General features: G+C 65.9%; 12 protein-coding genes. 9 read left to right on the forward strand and 3 right to left on the reverse strand.

All coding sequences use genetic code 11. From position 1 onward, the window contains the following. Positions 1-27: 27 nt before the first annotated feature. Together AC13F7_RS14325 and AC13F7_RS14330 are read left to right on the forward strand one after the other, a co-directional pair. Positions 28-546, forward strand: a complete 519-nt coding sequence (locus tag AC13F7_RS14325) for a c-type cytochrome (protein WP_483001588.1) — start codon at positions 28-30, stop codon at positions 544-546. Between the two features lie 94 nt (positions 547-640). After that, positions 641-2086, forward strand: a complete 1446-nt coding sequence (locus AC13F7_RS14330) for an ExeM/NucH family extracellular endonuclease (protein WP_483001592.1) — start codon at positions 641-643, stop codon at positions 2084-2086. A 61-nt stretch (positions 2087-2147) separates the two neighbouring features. Here AC13F7_RS14330 and AC13F7_RS14335 read toward each other — a convergent pair whose 3' ends face one another. Next, complete coding sequence (locus AC13F7_RS14335) at positions 2148-3014, reverse strand: EamA family transporter (RefSeq protein WP_483001595.1); 867 nt, start codon at positions 3012-3014, stop codon at positions 2148-2150. Between the two features lie 55 nt (positions 3015-3069). Here AC13F7_RS14335 and AC13F7_RS14340 point away from each other — a divergent pair, with 55 nt between their 5' ends. Continuing rightward, the gene (locus tag AC13F7_RS14340; protein ID WP_483001598.1) at positions 3070-3744 is read left to right on the forward strand and encodes an alpha/beta hydrolase; all 675 of its coding nucleotides are present in this window, start codon (positions 3070-3072) and stop codon (positions 3742-3744) included. Further along, positions 3741-4841, forward strand: a complete 1101-nt coding sequence (gene zapE, locus AC13F7_RS14345) for a cell division protein ZapE (RefSeq protein WP_483001599.1) — start codon at positions 3741-3743, stop codon at positions 4839-4841. Before AC13F7_RS14340 ends, zapE begins: the two co-directional genes overlap by 4 nt. 58 nt (positions 4842-4899) lie before the next feature. On the opposite strand, the gene AC13F7_RS14350 is transcribed toward zapE, so the two are convergent. Then, on the reverse strand, positions 4900-5721 hold the full coding sequence (locus tag AC13F7_RS14350) for a DUF2884 family protein (protein WP_483001601.1): 822 nt from the start codon (positions 5719-5721) through the stop codon (positions 4900-4902). 576 nt (positions 5722-6297) lie between these two features. Between AC13F7_RS14350 and AC13F7_RS14355 the strand changes: the two genes are divergently transcribed. From AC13F7_RS14355 to AC13F7_RS14375, 5 genes are all read left to right on the forward strand, one after another. Further along, a complete protein-coding gene (locus AC13F7_RS14355; RefSeq protein ID WP_481467890.1) occupies positions 6298-8682 on the forward strand; it encodes a ribonucleoside-diphosphate reductase subunit alpha in 2385 nt (794 codons plus the stop codon). Between the two features lie 503 nt (positions 8683-9185). Continuing rightward, positions 9186-10205: a ribonucleotide-diphosphate reductase subunit beta gene (locus AC13F7_RS14360; protein ID WP_088434780.1), complete on the forward strand. Its 1020-nt coding sequence runs from the start codon at positions 9186-9188 to the stop codon at positions 10203-10205. A 707-nt stretch (positions 10206-10912) separates the two neighbouring features. Next, entirely contained in the window at positions 10913-11326 is a 414-nt protein-coding gene (locus tag AC13F7_RS14365) for an acyl-CoA thioesterase (RefSeq protein WP_481469258.1), read from the forward strand. Between the two features lie 46 nt (positions 11327-11372). Beyond that, on the forward strand, positions 11373-12191 hold the full coding sequence (locus tag AC13F7_RS14370) for an NAD-dependent protein deacetylase (RefSeq protein WP_483001613.1): 819 nt from the start codon (positions 11373-11375) through the stop codon (positions 12189-12191). A 98-nt stretch (positions 12192-12289) separates the two neighbouring features. Beyond that, positions 12290-13399, forward strand: coding sequence for an NADH:flavin oxidoreductase/NADH oxidase (locus AC13F7_RS14375; protein ID WP_483001616.1), 1110 nt, complete (start codon positions 12290-12292; stop codon positions 13397-13399). A 50-nt stretch (positions 13400-13449) separates the two neighbouring features. Here the strand turns inward: AC13F7_RS14375 and AC13F7_RS14380 are convergent, their stop codons facing one another. Continuing rightward, a complete protein-coding gene (locus AC13F7_RS14380; RefSeq protein WP_483001618.1) occupies positions 13450-14382 on the reverse strand; it encodes a LysR family transcriptional regulator in 933 nt (310 codons plus the stop codon). Positions 14383-14464: the final 82 nt, after the last annotated feature.

The following is a 14464-nucleotide window of genomic DNA, read 5'->3' on the forward strand; positions in this document are numbered from 1 at the left end:
AACGACTACCAGCCAGGGGTATAGAGAGTGCGGAATTACGACCTCGAGTTCCTGAAACGCTTCTCCATGGTCATCGCGCTGCTGATGGCCATCACACTCGGCCTCATCATCTTCGCGGCCTACCTTCATACCAGCATCCCCCCTGAAGTCTCGCCGATGGCGGCCAAACGCACGGAACAGCGCATCGCGCCGGCCGGTGCGGTGTACGCCGGCACCACCGGTGCCGCCGCCCAGGCCGCGGCCCAGGCCGCCGCGCTGGTCAAAGCCGCCTCGCAGGTCGCCTACGGTGGCACCACTGACGGCAAGGTGATCTACGACAACCTCTGCACGGCCTGCCATACCAATGGCGTCGGCAAGGCGCCGACGCTGGATCACGGGCATTGGGATGCGCGCATCGCCCAGGGCAAGGACACGCTCTACAAGCATGCGGTGGAGGGCTATACCGGCCCGGACGGTGGCATCATGCCGCCCAAGGGCGGTAATCCGGCGCTGACCGAGGAGCAGATCCATGCCACGGTCGATTGGATGCTGGCCAACCTGAAATAACGGCTTTGCCGGATCAGGTCACCGACGCCGCCGAAGGGCGGCGTTTCACTTTATATGGTTAGCCTTGTCGCACTTCCCTGGAGTCCTGCTTCCGATGCGCCGTCCCCCCCTCGTGTTCGCTCTCGCGCTGGCCCTGTCCGGCGCGGTCCATGCCGCCCAGCCGCAGCCCGCCACCTCGCCGCAGGTGCGTCCGGCGCCGACCACGTCGGCCACGGTCACTCTGACCGCGCCGCCGACCGACTGGCGCACGCTGGACGGTCAGCAGGTCCGCATCGCTGCGCCGCTGACCCTGGCCGGCACCGATGGCCTGTCGCGCTTCGGTGAGTTGACCGTGGCCTTCGGTGGTCGCCTGTGGCAGCCGAGCGAAGTGGCCGCACCCGGCACCGCCGGGCATGCCCAGGTGGTGGCCGACAACCTGCGTCGCCGGCTGGTGCTCGACGATGGCAGCGATGCCCGGGATCCCGGCCCGGTGGCCTACCTGCCGGCGGCGGCGAACCTGCGCACCGGCATGGTCCTGCGCAACGTGGAAGGCATCGTCCGCATCGATCCCACAGGCAACGCCCGCCTGCAGGTGACCCGCCCCGTGAACCTGCCCGCGCTGGAGCGCCCGGCAGTACCGGTGGTGGCCGGTGCCCTGCATGTCGCGGCCTTCAACCTGGAGAACTTCTTCAATGGCGACGGCCAGGGCGGCGGTTACCCGACCCTGCGTGGCGCCCGGACGCTGGCCGAACATCAGGCGCAGAAGACCAAGCTGGTCGCCACCATCAACGCCCTCGGTGCCGATGTCGCCGCGCTGATGGAGCTGGAGAACGACGGCTACGGCCCGCAGTCGGCGATCGCCCAGCTGGTCGATGCGCTCAATGCCGACCGGGGCCAGGGTGCCGACTGGCGTTTCATCGACGCGAAGCAGGGTCCGGGTGACAACCCGATCCGGGTCGGCATCATCTACCGCGCCACGCGCGTGACCCCGGTCGGCGCCCCCGCCGTGCTGGAGAAGGAGCCCTTCGGCGAGCGCAGCCGCGTGCCGCTGGCGCAGGCCTTCCGCGCGGGCAAGGGCGCGCCGTTCGTGGTCGTGGCCAATCACTTCAAATCCAAGGGCTGCTCGGACGCGACCGGCGCCGATGCCGATCAGAAGGACGGCCAGGCCTGCTGGAATGCCACCCGGGTCGCCTCGGCCACGCTGCTGGACCAGTGGCTGGCGACCGACCCCACCGGTGCGGGTACCCGCGATGCGGTGCTGCTGGGCGACTTCAACGCGTACGCGATGGAAGACCCGATCCGTACCCTGCACGCCGCCGGCTGGCGGGATGCGTTCGCGGTGGCGAAGGTCGAACACCCGTACAGCTATGTCTACAACGGCATGACCGGCCGGTTGGACCATGCGCTGTTGAGCCCGGGCATGGCCAAGCGCCTGCGCGCGGCGGCAGAGTGGCACATCAATGCCGACGAGGCCGACGATGTCGGCTACCGCGACCGCAACGAAGCGGGCCCGTGGCGCAGCTCGGACCATGATCCGCTGTTGCTGGGGTTTGATCGCTGATCCCGGTCACCGGCGCGTTGCCCTGGTAGTGCCGGCCGCTGGCCGGCACCGCATCCATCGGTTACCACGTTCCCCACGCGATCAACCCGATCGCCACCACGGCCAACCCCAGGCCCACCCGGTTCCACACACTGGTGCGCTCGCCGAAACCGACGATGCCCACCAGCGCACCCAGCACCACCACGCCGATGTTCATGCCGGCGAACACCACCGCCGGGCTGTCCGGCAGGTGCTGGTGGGCGCGCACGTAGAACAGGATGTTGCCGAAGTTGAGCAGGCCGAGCAGGGCGCCGCCGACCCCGTTGCGCCACTGCAGGCGGGCTATGCCGCGCAGGTGGCGCCATAGCTGCAGGATGAGCATCAGCACGAAGGCCAGGCTGAAACTGACCAGAAGTGCCGCCATCGAAGGCGTACCCGACAACGCCACCTTCTTGAGCAGGATGTCGACCAGCGCGTAGCCCACCCACACCGCCAGCAGCCACGGCCAGGCCCGCCCGCCAGTGGGTTCGGCCGCCCCGACGCGCGGGCGTACGCTGATCCCCAGGATTGCCAGCAGGCCCAACCCCAGGCCGGCCAGCTTCCAGCCGTTGGCGGTCTCGCCGAACACCAGGAACGCAGCCAGCAGCGAAAGCAGCAGCGACAACCGCTGGGCCACGTCGCTGCGCACGATCCCGGCGCGGGTCACCGCGTGAGCCATCATCAGGAAGATCGCCGGCAGCGCCACGGCCAGGCAGAGCAGGGCGGCCCACGGCGCATGCGCGGTCTGCAGTGACGCCAGCGAGGGCTGCAGCAGCACCGCGCTGAGCACGCTGGCGACCAGGTAATTCCAGGTCACCACCTGCGGCATGTCCAGCCGCTGGCGCGGCGCCAGCTTCAGCAGGACCGACACCAGCACGCTGCAGAGAACGCTGAAAACCAGAAAGTGCATGTACGGATCCGGCGGGGCGGCGGTGAAGCACGCGGAGGGACGGTATTATGACGCCATGCACAATCCCCCATTTCCCCAAGAAAGCGGTGCGCTGACGCTGGACGGACCGGTCGGTCCGCTGGATGTCGTGGTTGATCTGCCCGAGGCCGATGTCGCGGTGCAGCCGGTGGTGGCGATCGTCTGCCACCCCCTGTCCACCGAGGGCGGCAGCATGCACAACAAGGTGGTGACCATGGCCGCGCGCTCGCTGCGCGACCTGGGCATCGCGACCGTGCGCTTCAACTTCCGCAGCGTCGGCGACTCGGCCGGCACGTTCGACAACGGCGTGGGCGAGCAGGACGACCTCAAGGCCGTCGCCGCCTGGGTCCGTACACAGCGGCCGGGCCAGGACCTGTGGCTGGCCGGTTTCAGCTTCGGTGCGTACGTCTCGTTGCGCGCCGCGGGCGACCTGCAGCCGACCACGCTGATCTCGATCGCGCCGCCCGCAGGGCGCTGGGACTTCGAGGGCATGCAGCCCCCGGCCCAGTGGCTGGTGATCCAGGGCGAGGAAGACGAGATCGTCGATCCCCAAGCGGTCTATGACTGGCTGGACGGTATGGATGCACCGCACGAACTGGTGCGCATGCCCGATACCAGCCACTTCTTCCACCGCAAGATCGTCGACCTGCGCGGTGCGCTCATCCATGGCGTCAAGCAGTGGCTGCCCAACCCCGCCCCCGACGCAGCATGAGCGACACCGTGATGACCCCGTCGCAGCGCTACGCCGATGGCGTGGCCCGGGGCGAATGGCAGAACGACCCCGCCCAGCACGCCGCCCTGGCCGAACTGGACCGCATCCACCTGGCGCTGGTCGACAGCGCGCAGGACGGCTGGCTGGATCGCCTCTCCGCATTCTGGAAGAAGCCCGATCCGGTGAAGGGCTTGTACTTCTGGGGCGGGGTGGGGCGCGGCAAGACCTTCCTGGTCGATCTGTTCTATGACGGGCTGCCGATCGAACAGAAGTACCGCACGCATTTCCACCGCTTCATGCGCGGCATCCACGAGCGTCTGCGCGAGCATCAGGGACAGAGTGATCCGCTGGCGAAGATCGCCCAGGAGTGGCGCAGCAAGCTGCGCGTGCTGGTGCTGGACGAGTTCTTCGTCACCGATATCGGCGATGCGATGCTGCTGGCGCGCCTGCTCGAGCGCATGTTCGCCGAGGGCGTGACCCTGGTGACCACCTCCAACACCGCGGTGGAAAACCTGTACCTCAACGGCCTGCAGCGCGACAGCTTCCTGCCCGCGATCGGGCTGCTGCAGACCTACTGTGTGGAGCTGTACGCCGAAGGCACCGAGGATTACCGCATGCGCGCGCTGACCCGCTCGCCGGTGTACCAGTCCCCGATCGATGCCGGCAGCGATGCCTGGCTGGCCGGCCGCTGGGCCGAACTCAGCGGTGGGCAGCCGGCCAAGGCGGGCAACATCGAGATCGAAGCGCGCAAGATCCCGGTGCGTGGCCGCGGCAAGAGCATCGTCTGGTTCGATTTCAAGGCGCTGTGCGAAGGCCCGCGTGGCCCCTCGGATTACATCGAGATCGCGCACGAATTCAACACCGTGCTGCTCGGCGACATCCCGCACTTCGACACACTCAACGAAGATGCCGCGCGCCGCTTCGTCAACCTGATCGACGAGCTGTACGACCGCCACGTCAACCTGGTCTGCACCGCGACCGATTCACCGGTCGGGCTGTATTCGGGCGTCCGGCTGCAGGGCGCGTTCGAACGTACCGCCTCGCGCCTGATCGAAATGCAGAGCGCCGAGTACCTGGGCACCCCGCACCGCGCGTAACTCCACGCCGGGCGTAAATAGGCCGCAATGTAGATCCACGCCATGCGTGGATGCTTTCCTACAACGGGGGCAGCACCAACGCGTCCCCGCGCGGCTGTTCATGCGCGATCGGCGCGGCCGCGTCCTCCTCGCGGTCCATCACCATCATCGCCAGCGGCTTGCCCTGGTAGCGCATCTCCAGTGATTGCTGGATCGCATCCAGCGCCAGCACCTGGGTGCACAGCGACTGGGCCTGTGCCTCCAGCGCCTGCCCACGTGCCTCCATGCGGCGCTCCAGGTCGGCCTCCATCTTTTCGGCGCGGGCCTCGATCCGGCCGGCGCCGCCGGTCAGCATCGTCCACATCACGCCGCGGGCGAGCGAGGCCGACATCGACTCGGCCGCCTGCTCGATGCGCGCTTCGAACTGTTCCCCGAACAGATCCTGCTCCCAGATACCGCGGCCGAGGGTACGGCCGACGTACGCATGGGCATCCCTGCGCAGCCCGTCCACCTCGCGCGCCTTGCGGCGGCTGCCTGTCATGATCTCCACCGTGGCCCCCAGGGCGTCGAAGGCGATGTCCGTGGCCTCGCCGGCCACCCCGGCCACGGCAGGCACCAACTGGCGGGTGCCCCATTCCAGCTGTCGCAGGCGCTGTGCGTCGGCGTCGCTGACCGGGATCGGCTGGCGATCAATGTTCAGCTCGCCATCGTGGAAGAAGATCTCCGCCGGCACCTGAGCGCGGTTGCGCAGCCAGATCCCGCCGCTGTCCACCAGCACGTTGTAAGGCGTGCTCACCCCGCACTGGCGCGAGGAGAGCTGCGGGCCTTTGCTCTCGCCCGCCGCGGCGGTACCGGCCACGGTCAGGCCCAACATCAGACAGCCGATCAGGGGCAGGCGCATGGTCGCGTTCATATAAAGGAGGCGTATCGGAGCGTGGCACCCCGCAGCCACCCCGGCGCGGGTCGGAAGTCACCCTGACCGGCGGCCATTCGTTAGGGCTGTGTGAGGCCCGCTGTTCCGTTTTTCGCGCCCCTGCGTCGCATCCCGGATCGGCGTTTTGGCCTTGACTGCGCACTTGCTTTCGACAGGTCCAGACCGTTCGTCGGACGCCTTTCCGGCCCGGTCCTTGCGCCACAAGGGATTAGGGAAATTCACTACATTTGGCGTTGACGACACCTGGTACCCCCACTATCTTGTGGCCGTCGGTCCCGCCGACCACAAGTCGACGGGTGTATCGCCTTCACGCCGATGGCCTGAAGACCTACTGACAACCGCACGCACGTACAGCGTGTGGTGCCGGTCGCACGACTCTCCGGGGGGAGAGGACCGGTGACGCAGGGGAATCCGCCCGCAGGCCTGCCTGCGCTGTCGCGGCTCCTGCGACGCCGCAGGTCCACCCTGTAGATCCGTGCGCCGGTTCGGCCTGCAAGGCAGGCGACGCTGTACCACTTCCAATCACGCCCAGAGGAAAACGCCGTGAGCATCGAAACCAGCACCGACATCGATAAGGAAAGCGAATTCCTGCTGACCTCGCCGCCCACGGCGACCGCCATGAGCGTGACCAAGCGCAATGGCACTACCGAACTGGTGGACCTGAACAAGATCGTGCGCGCGGTACAGCGCTGCTGCGAAGGTCTGCATGCGGTGGATCCGATGCGCGTGGCGACCCGCACCATCTCCGGCCTGTACAACGGCGCGACCACCCAGGAGCTGGACGAACTGTCCATCCGCACCTCGGCGCTGCTGATCGGTGAAGAACCCGAGTACGGCCGCCTCGCCGCGCGCCTGCTGGCCAACTTCATCGCCAAGGAAGTGTCCGGCCAGGAAATCCATGCGTTCTCGCAGTCGGTCGGCCGCGGCCACGAAGTGGGCCTGATCAACGCGCGCCTGCTCGATTTCGTGCAGATCAACGCCCGCAAGCTCAACGACGCGATCGATCCGTCGCTGGACCTGCATTTCGATTACTTCGGTCTGCGTACCCTGTACGACCGGTACCTGCTGCGTCATCCGCACACCCGCAAGGTGATCGAGACCCCGCAGCAGTTCTTCCTGCGCATCGCCAGCGCCCTGAGCGAAGACGTGCCGGAAACCCTCGCGCTCTACAAGCGCATGGGCAACCTGGATTACCTGCCGTCCAGCCCGACGCTGTTCAACTCCGGCACCACGCATGAGCAGCTGTCCTCGTGCTTCCTGCTGGATTCGCCGCAGGATTCGCTGGAGTCGATCTACGCCAAGTACGGTGATATCGCCCAGCTCTCCAAGTTCAGCGGCGGCATCGGCGTCAGCTACAGCCGCGTGCGTTCGCGTGGTTCGCTGATCAAGTCGACCAACGGCCATTCCAACGGCATCGTGCCGTGGCTGAAGACCATGGATTCGTCCGTGGCGGCGGTGAACCAGGGCGGCAAGCGCAAGGGCGCGGCCTGTGTGTACCTGGAAACCTGGCACGCCGACGTCGAGGACTTCCTCGAACTGCGTGACAACACCGGTGACGAATCGCGCCGTGCGCACAACCTGAACCTTGCCAACTGGGTGCCGGACCTGTTCATGCAGCGCGTGGAGGCCGACCAGGAATGGTCGCTGTTCGATCCGAGCGTGGTGCCTGAGTTCACCGATCTGTTCGGTGAAGCCTTCGAGCAGGCCTACCTGCAGGCCGAAGCCCAGGGCAAGGCCCAGCGCACGATCTCCGCGCGCAAGCTGTACTCGCGGATGATGCGTACCCTGGCCGAGACCGGCAACGGCTGGATGACGTTCAAGGACAAGTGCAACCGCGCCAGCAACCAGACCCTGCGTCCGGGCAACGTGATCCACCTGTCCAACCTGTGCACCGAAATCCTGGAAATCACCTCGGCCGAAGAGACCGCGGTGTGCAACCTGGGCTCGATCAACCTGGGCAATCATTTCGACGGGCACGGCGAGTTCGATTTCGACAAGCTGGCCGACACCGTGCGCCTGGCCGTGCGTCAGCTGGACCGCGTGATCGACCTGAACTTCTACCCGATCGAGACCGCCCGCCGCGGCAACCTGCGCTGGCGTCCGGTTGGCCTGGGCTGCATGGGCCTGCAGGACGTGTTCTTCCGCAAGCGCCTGGCCTTTGACAGTGCCGAAGCCCGCGCACTGTCGAAGAAGATCGCCGAGACGATCTACTTCCACGCGCTGGAAACCTCGTGCGAGCTGGCCCAGGAACGCGGCAAGCACCCGTCCTTCGCCGATACCCGTGCGGCCAGCGGCGAGCTGCAGTTCGACGCCTGGAACGTGGTGCCCGAAGACACCGCGCGTTGGGATGCCCTGCGTGAGCGCATCAAGGAGCACGGCCTGCGCAACTCGCTGCTGATCGCCATCGCCCCGACCGCGACCATCGCCTCGATCGCCGGTTGCTACGAGTGCGTCGAGCCGCAGGTGTCCAACCTGTTCAAGCGCGAAACGCTGTCCGGCGACTTCCTGCAGGTCAACCGTTACCTGGTGAACGAGCTGAAGAAGCTCGGCCACTGGACCCCGGAAATGCGCGACGCGATCAAGCTGGCGGAAGGCTCGATCCAGGGCATCACCCAGATTCCGGAAACGCTGCGCCACGTGTACCGCACCGCCTGGGAACTGCCGATGCGTTCGCTGATCGACATGGCCGCCGACCGCGGCGCGTTCATCGACCAGTCCGCCTCGCTCAACCTGTTCATGGAAAGCCCGAACATCGGCGCGATGTCCTCCATGTACATGTACGCCTGGAAGCAGGGCATCAAGACCACCTACTACCTGCGTTCGCGTCCGGCCACCAAGATCGCCAAGACGACCGTCAGCAGCTACACGCCGGTCGAAGCCGTCGCCTGCTCGCTGGAAAACCCGGAAAGCTGCGAGGCGTGCCAGTAAAAAAAAGGGCCCCGAGTTGTAGCTCGGGGCCCTTTTGATGCTTCACAAAACGTCCATCACCGCTTGGGCGGGACGTCTTTGATCAGCTACTTCGTGGAAGAAGTTCGCTAACTATACCGATTCGCTTGGGACTTAGTTAGGGGCCGATCAAAGTTTGAGCTCATGCAACCTTAAACGTTCACGGGAGTGAATATGAGTAAAAACACTAAGGGAACCTCTGGTTCCATCGCGTCCCTCGCTTCTAAGACTCTTCTTGATAAGGGGTCGTCTCACATCGCCCGGCAGTTGGCTGGGTCAGCTATGGCCCAGAGGAACACTGGCAGTCAGACTGGAGCCCATATGGAAGGAATCGCTTCCAAGGTGCTGGGAAGCGATAAGTACTCTGCTGAGACAAAGGCGCTTGCGGGTAGCGTCGTTTCCCAGGCGAACAAAGCCCGTTAACGCTGTACCGGCTGGGCCACCAAATCTGGTGGCCCAGCCTTAGAAGAAGGATGATATAGGCCATGGCCGACAAGCCAACCCAGATGCTGCTCGATCCCGGTTTCGAACTGACGTTGCGCCCGATGCGCTACCCGCAGTTCTATGACATGTATCGCAACGCGATCAAGAACACCTGGACGGTCGAGGAAATCAACTTCCAGATCGACATCAGCGACCTGCACGGCAAGATGTCGCCGGGCGAGCGCCACCTGATCCACCGCCTGGTCGCGTTCTTCGCCACCGGCGATTCGATCGTGTCCAACAATCTGGTGCTGAACCTGTATCAGCATCTGAACGCGCCGGAAGCGCGCATGTACCTGTCGCGCCAGCTGTACGAAGAAGCGTTGCACGTGCAGTTCTACCTGACCCTGCTCGACAACTACCTGCCGGATCCGGACGAGCGCGCCAAGGCGTTCGACGCGGTGGAGAACATCGATTCGATCAAGAAGAAGGCGGACTTCTGCTTCAAGTGGATCGATTCGATCCAGAACCTGAAGCGCATCGAGACCCGTGACGAGCGTCGCCAGTTCCTGCTCAACCAGATCTGCTTCGCGGCGTGCATCGAGGGCCTGTTCTTCTTCGCCGCCTTCGCCTACGTCTACTACTTCCGTTCGCGCGGTCTGCTCAACGGTCTGGCCTCGGGCACCAACTGGGTGTTCCGCGACGAGAGCGCGCACATGGAGTTCGCGTTCGAGTGCGTGGACGTGATCCGCGAGGAAGAGCCGGACCTGTTCGACGATGCGATGAAGCAGCAGGTGTACGACATGCTGGCCGAGGCGATCGAGTGTGAAGTGCAGTTCGCCGAGGACGTGCTGTCCGGTGGTGTGGCAGGCATTTCGACGCGTGACATGCGTCAGTATCTGCAGCATTGCGCTGACAATCATTTCCATCGCCTGGGCATGGAGAAGAAGTACAACGTGCGCAATCCGCTGAGCTTCATGGAGCTGCAGGATGTGCAGGAGTTGACCAACTTCTTCGAGCGTCGTTCGTCGGCCTACCAGGTGGGCGTGAAGGGCGAAGTGTCGTTCGACATGTCGTTCTGATCTGACGCTTACGTCGTGATGTCGAAAAGCCCCGGACATGTTCCGGGGCTTTTTCGTTTCCCGCTTTACTCGCTTAAGCGTTGAAGCGTTGAAGCAAGAGCGTTGGCGTCCGGATGCTGCGAGTTGAAGTGACCCGGGCAGGCGAATGCTGGACCCGCCGTAAATACGTCCGTGTAGGCTCGTGGGCCGCATCCATGCGGCCCAACGGTCCTGCATTCGCCTGCCCGGGTCACTTCCGATGGATCTTCCATTGCGGTTGGAAAGGCGGTTGCTACCAACGTGCGCTGACTATCAATGAAGACCTTGGTATCAACACGTCGTATAGAGCCGAGCCATGCTCGGCTGCTCTTCCTCTCCCACATCACGTCGCGTAAGCACTCGCCAAAGCCGCTCTCCCCACCGCGCATAAGCAAACTATCCAGAGGAGGTCGGGGGTCCCTTTGCAGGACCGTTAAGCGGCATGGATGCCGCTTACGAGCCTACATGGGTGAGAGCGCATTGCTTGCGAGGCACTGCCTCGCATGCGTTCGAACGCACAGCCGCCGGCGGCTGGGCCGGGCCGCGGAGCGGGATTTACGGCGCGTCCAGCAAAGGGACCCCCGACCTCCTCGAACCGATAGAGATAAATGCGCCAAGAGCGCTCTACGCGCCCAACCACCCCCTGTCGTATCATCCGCGCCACCCCACACACATTCCCGGCCCCCGCCATGACCCCCATCCCCGAAACCGTCCCGCCCATCGAAGTCCGCATGGCCGAGATCGTGTTCCCCAACCACACCAATCACCTGGGCACCCTGTTCGGTGGCCAGGCACTGGCCTGGATGGACAAGGCGGCGTTCCTGGCTGCGGCCCGCTATTCACGGCGCACCGTGGTCACTGCGCGCTCGGACCAGGTCGATTTCAAGCTGCCGATCCGCATCGGCCAGATGGTTGAAACCGTCGGCCGCATCGTTGAAGTGGGCCGCAGCTCGATGAAGGTGGAGGTCGAACTGATTGCCGAAGACCTCCACACCGGTGAGCGCAAGCTCTGCACGCGCGGGCACTTCGTGATGATCGCGCTGGATGCCGACGGCCATCCGACCAGCGTCCCGGCGCTGCCGGGTGACATCCCGGGCCCGTAAGCGGCCCGCGATTGCCTCTTCGCGCCTGCGCCCCCATCTGCTGATCATGAGCACGCCTCTTGCCGAGTTCATCGATCGCGCCCAGCGCCTGTTCGTGCTGACCGGCGCGGGTTGCAGCACCGATTCGGGCATCCCGGATTACCGCGATGCCGATGGCCAGTGGAAGCGCAGCCCGCCTGTCACCTATCAGGCCTTCATGGGCGAACTGGCCACCCGCCAGCGCTATTGGGCGCGCAGTCTGCTGGGCTGGCCCCGGTTCGGCTGGGCCCAGCCGAACGGCACGCATGCCGCGCTCGCCGCACTGGAAGCCCGGGGTAAGGTCGAGCTGCTGCTCACCCAGAATGTCGACCGTCTGCATCAGCGGGCGGGTAGCGAGGCAGTGATCGATCTGCACGGGCGGCTGGACCAGGTGCGCTGCATGGGCTGTGAGGCACGTACCCCGCGCGAGGCGTTCCAGCACCGGCTGCTGGCGCTCAATCCCGGCTGGGAGCATCTGGAGGCCGGCCAGGCGCCCGACGGCGATGCCGATCTGGAGATGGATTTCTCCGCCTTCCAGGTGCCGGCCTGCCCGGCCTGCGGCGGGGTGCTCAAGCCGGACGTGGTGTTCTTCGGTGAAAGCGTGCCGCGCGAGCGGGTCGCCACCGTCCACGATCATCTGCAGCGGGCTGATGCGGTGCTGGTGGTGGGTTCCTCGCTGATGGTCTATTCCGGCTTCCGCTTCGTGCAGGCCGCGGCCCAGGCCGGGCTGCCGATCGCCGCGCTCAACCGCGGCCTCACCCGCGCCGACGCGCTGCTGAGCCTGAAAGTCGACCAATCCTGCGCCGAGGCACTGGCCTTCCTGCTGCCGGGAACCGCCGCCGCCTGAGCCGCTACGAAACACTGATCCACTGGCACGGTTGCCTCCGCCGCCGCACAGGAGTGCAATGGCGCCCGGTTACATCTTCCTCATCCCGAGTTCCCCCCTTGAGCCAGCTCTTCTCCTCCCTCTCCTTCGGTCCACTGACCCTGCCCAACCGCATCGTGATCGCGCCGATGTGCCAGTACTCCTGCACCGACGGCCTTGCCAATGACTGGCACCGCATCCACCTGGGGCAGTTGTCGCAGTCCGGTGCCGGTCTGCTGATCCTGGAAGCCACCGCTGTGCTGCCGGAAGGCCGCATCAGCTGGGCCGATCTGGGCCTGTGGGATGACGCCACCGAAGCCGCCTTGGCTTCCGTGGTGGCCTCGGTCAAGCAGTGGTCGCCGATGCCGCTGGGCGTGCAGCTGGGTCACGCCGGCCGCAAGGCCTCGGTGAACAAGCCATGGGAAGGCGGTGGTGCGATGGACCCGTCCGATCCGCGTGCGTGGCCCACGGTCGCGCCGTCTGCGCTGCCGTTCGCCAAGACCGATCCGACGCCGACCGAACTGGATCTGGCCGGCATCGATGCGATCGTGGACGCCTTCGCGGCCGCGGCCCGTCGCGCCGAACGCGTGGGCATGGACCTGATCGAGCTGCATGCCGCGCACGGCTACCTGCTGCACCAGTTCCTGTCGCCGCTGAGCAACCGCCGCGAGGACGACTACGGTGGTTCGCTGGAAAACCGCATGCGCCTGCTGGTGCGCGTGTTCGATGCGGTGCGCGAGGCCGTCTCCGATCGGATCGCGGTGGGTGTGCGTATCTCCGCCAGCGACTGGGTGGCCGGCGGCTGGGATATCGAACAGACCACGACCCTGGCGCACGTGCTGGACGCGCGCGGTTGCCAGTTCCTGCATGTCTCCAGTGGTGGCAATGATCCGCGCCAGCAGATTCCGCTGTCGCCGGGCTACCAGGTGCCGTTCGCGCAGGCGATCAAGGCGCACAAGCTGCGCATGCCGGTCATCGCCGTGGGCCTGATCACCGAGCCCTCGCAGGCCGAATCGATCCTGCGCCATGGTCATGCCGATGCGATCGCGCTGGCCCGCGGCATCCTCTACGATCCGCGCTGGCCGTGGCATGCCGCTGCGGCACTCGGCGATTCAGTCGCCCCGGCACCGCAGTACCTGCGCTGCGAACCGCGCGAAGCCCGCGGTGTGTTCATCGCGCCGGAACGCTGACACGTTGACGGTAGTGCCGGCCGCTGGCCGGCATTCGGGTGACTCTGCGCTCAGCCGACGTCCACCCGCCACGCCGGTGGCAGCCCCTCGATGATGTGCTGCATCAGCGCCCTTACCTTGGGCGTCAGATCACGGCGATCGCTGACGCACAGGAACAACCGCATCGGTTCCGGTGAGGCCTGGGTGCTCTGCGCATCGCCGGGTTCGAACAGCGCCTGCAGCTCGCCGCGCGCGAGATAGGGCGCGGCCACGAACGCTGCCAGGCGGGTGATGCCGCCGCCGGCCACTGCCATCGCGGCCAGCGCATCGATGTCATCACTGGCCAGTGCCGGGGTCACCTCGGCATCGAAGCGCATGCCGTCGCGCACGAAACCCCAGCGCAGGTAGCGCCCGTCCAGCGGATAGCGGAACAGCAGGCAGCGATGCTCGCGCAGCGCCTCTGGCGTAAGCGGGATGCCGGCACGCGCGAGATACGACGGTGCCGCGCAGACCACGAACGGCACCTGCGCGATGGGCCGTGCGACCAACCCTTCTTCCAGCTGCGGTTCGATGCGGATGCTCACATCCACGTCTTCGTGTGCGTGGTCGACGTTGCGGTCGGCCAGCAGCAGTTCGATTGCCAGCCGCGGATAACGTGCCTGCAATGGGGGCATCAGCGGTGCCAGCAAATGACGGCCGAAAGCCGCGCTGCTGGCAATGCGCAGCCGGCCTTCGGGCGTGGCATCCAGATCGGTCACGGCGGCCTGTGCCCGCTGCAGGTCACGCTCGATGTGGCGCACCTGGGCGAGATAGACCGCGCCGCGCTCGGTCAGCGCCAACTGGCGGGTGGTGCGGTTGAGCAGGCGTACGCCGAGGTGGGCTTCGAGCCGGGCGATGTTCTGCCCGACCGCGGCGGGACTGATGCCCAGCGTGCGTGCGGCTGCGGCCAGGCTGCCGGCATCGGCGGTGCGGATGAAACTGCGGATTGACTGGAGAATGTTCATGCTGAGGGACATTTTCCATGGTCATTGCAAAGAATTTCTTTATAAAGCGCCAAGCCGCCGCGGTCTACCGGGCCGTCCGGGC

The sequence above is a fragment of the Stenotrophomonas sp. K-6 genome (genome assembly GCF_056861555.1).

Coding starts and splice junctions, on each gene's coding strand:
- AC13F7_RS14330 (WP_483001592.1), top strand. CDS start 641: ATGCGCCGTCCCCCCCTCGTGTTCGCTCTCGCGCTGGCCCTGTCCGGC.
- AC13F7_RS14335 (WP_483001595.1), bottom strand. CDS start 3,014: ATGCACTTTCTGGTTTTCAGCGTTCTCTGCAGCGTGCTGGTGTCGGTC.
- AC13F7_RS14340 (WP_483001598.1), top strand. CDS start 3,070: ATGCACAATCCCCCATTTCCCCAAGAAAGCGGTGCGCTGACGCTGGAC.
- zapE (WP_483001599.1), top strand. CDS start 3,741: ATGAGCGACACCGTGATGACCCCGTCGCAGCGCTACGCCGATGGCGTG.
- AC13F7_RS14350 (WP_483001601.1), bottom strand. CDS start 5,721: ATGCGCCTGCCCCTGATCGGCTGTCTGATGTTGGGCCTGACCGTGGCC.
- AC13F7_RS14360 (WP_088434780.1), top strand. CDS start 9,186: ATGGCCGACAAGCCAACCCAGATGCTGCTCGATCCCGGTTTCGAACTG.
- AC13F7_RS14365 (WP_481469258.1), top strand. CDS start 10,913: ATGACCCCCATCCCCGAAACCGTCCCGCCCATCGAAGTCCGCATGGCC.
- AC13F7_RS14370 (WP_483001613.1), top strand. CDS start 11,373: ATGAGCACGCCTCTTGCCGAGTTCATCGATCGCGCCCAGCGCCTGTTC.
- AC13F7_RS14380 (WP_483001618.1), bottom strand. CDS start 14,382: ATGAACATTCTCCAGTCAATCCGCAGTTTCATCCGCACCGCCGATGCC.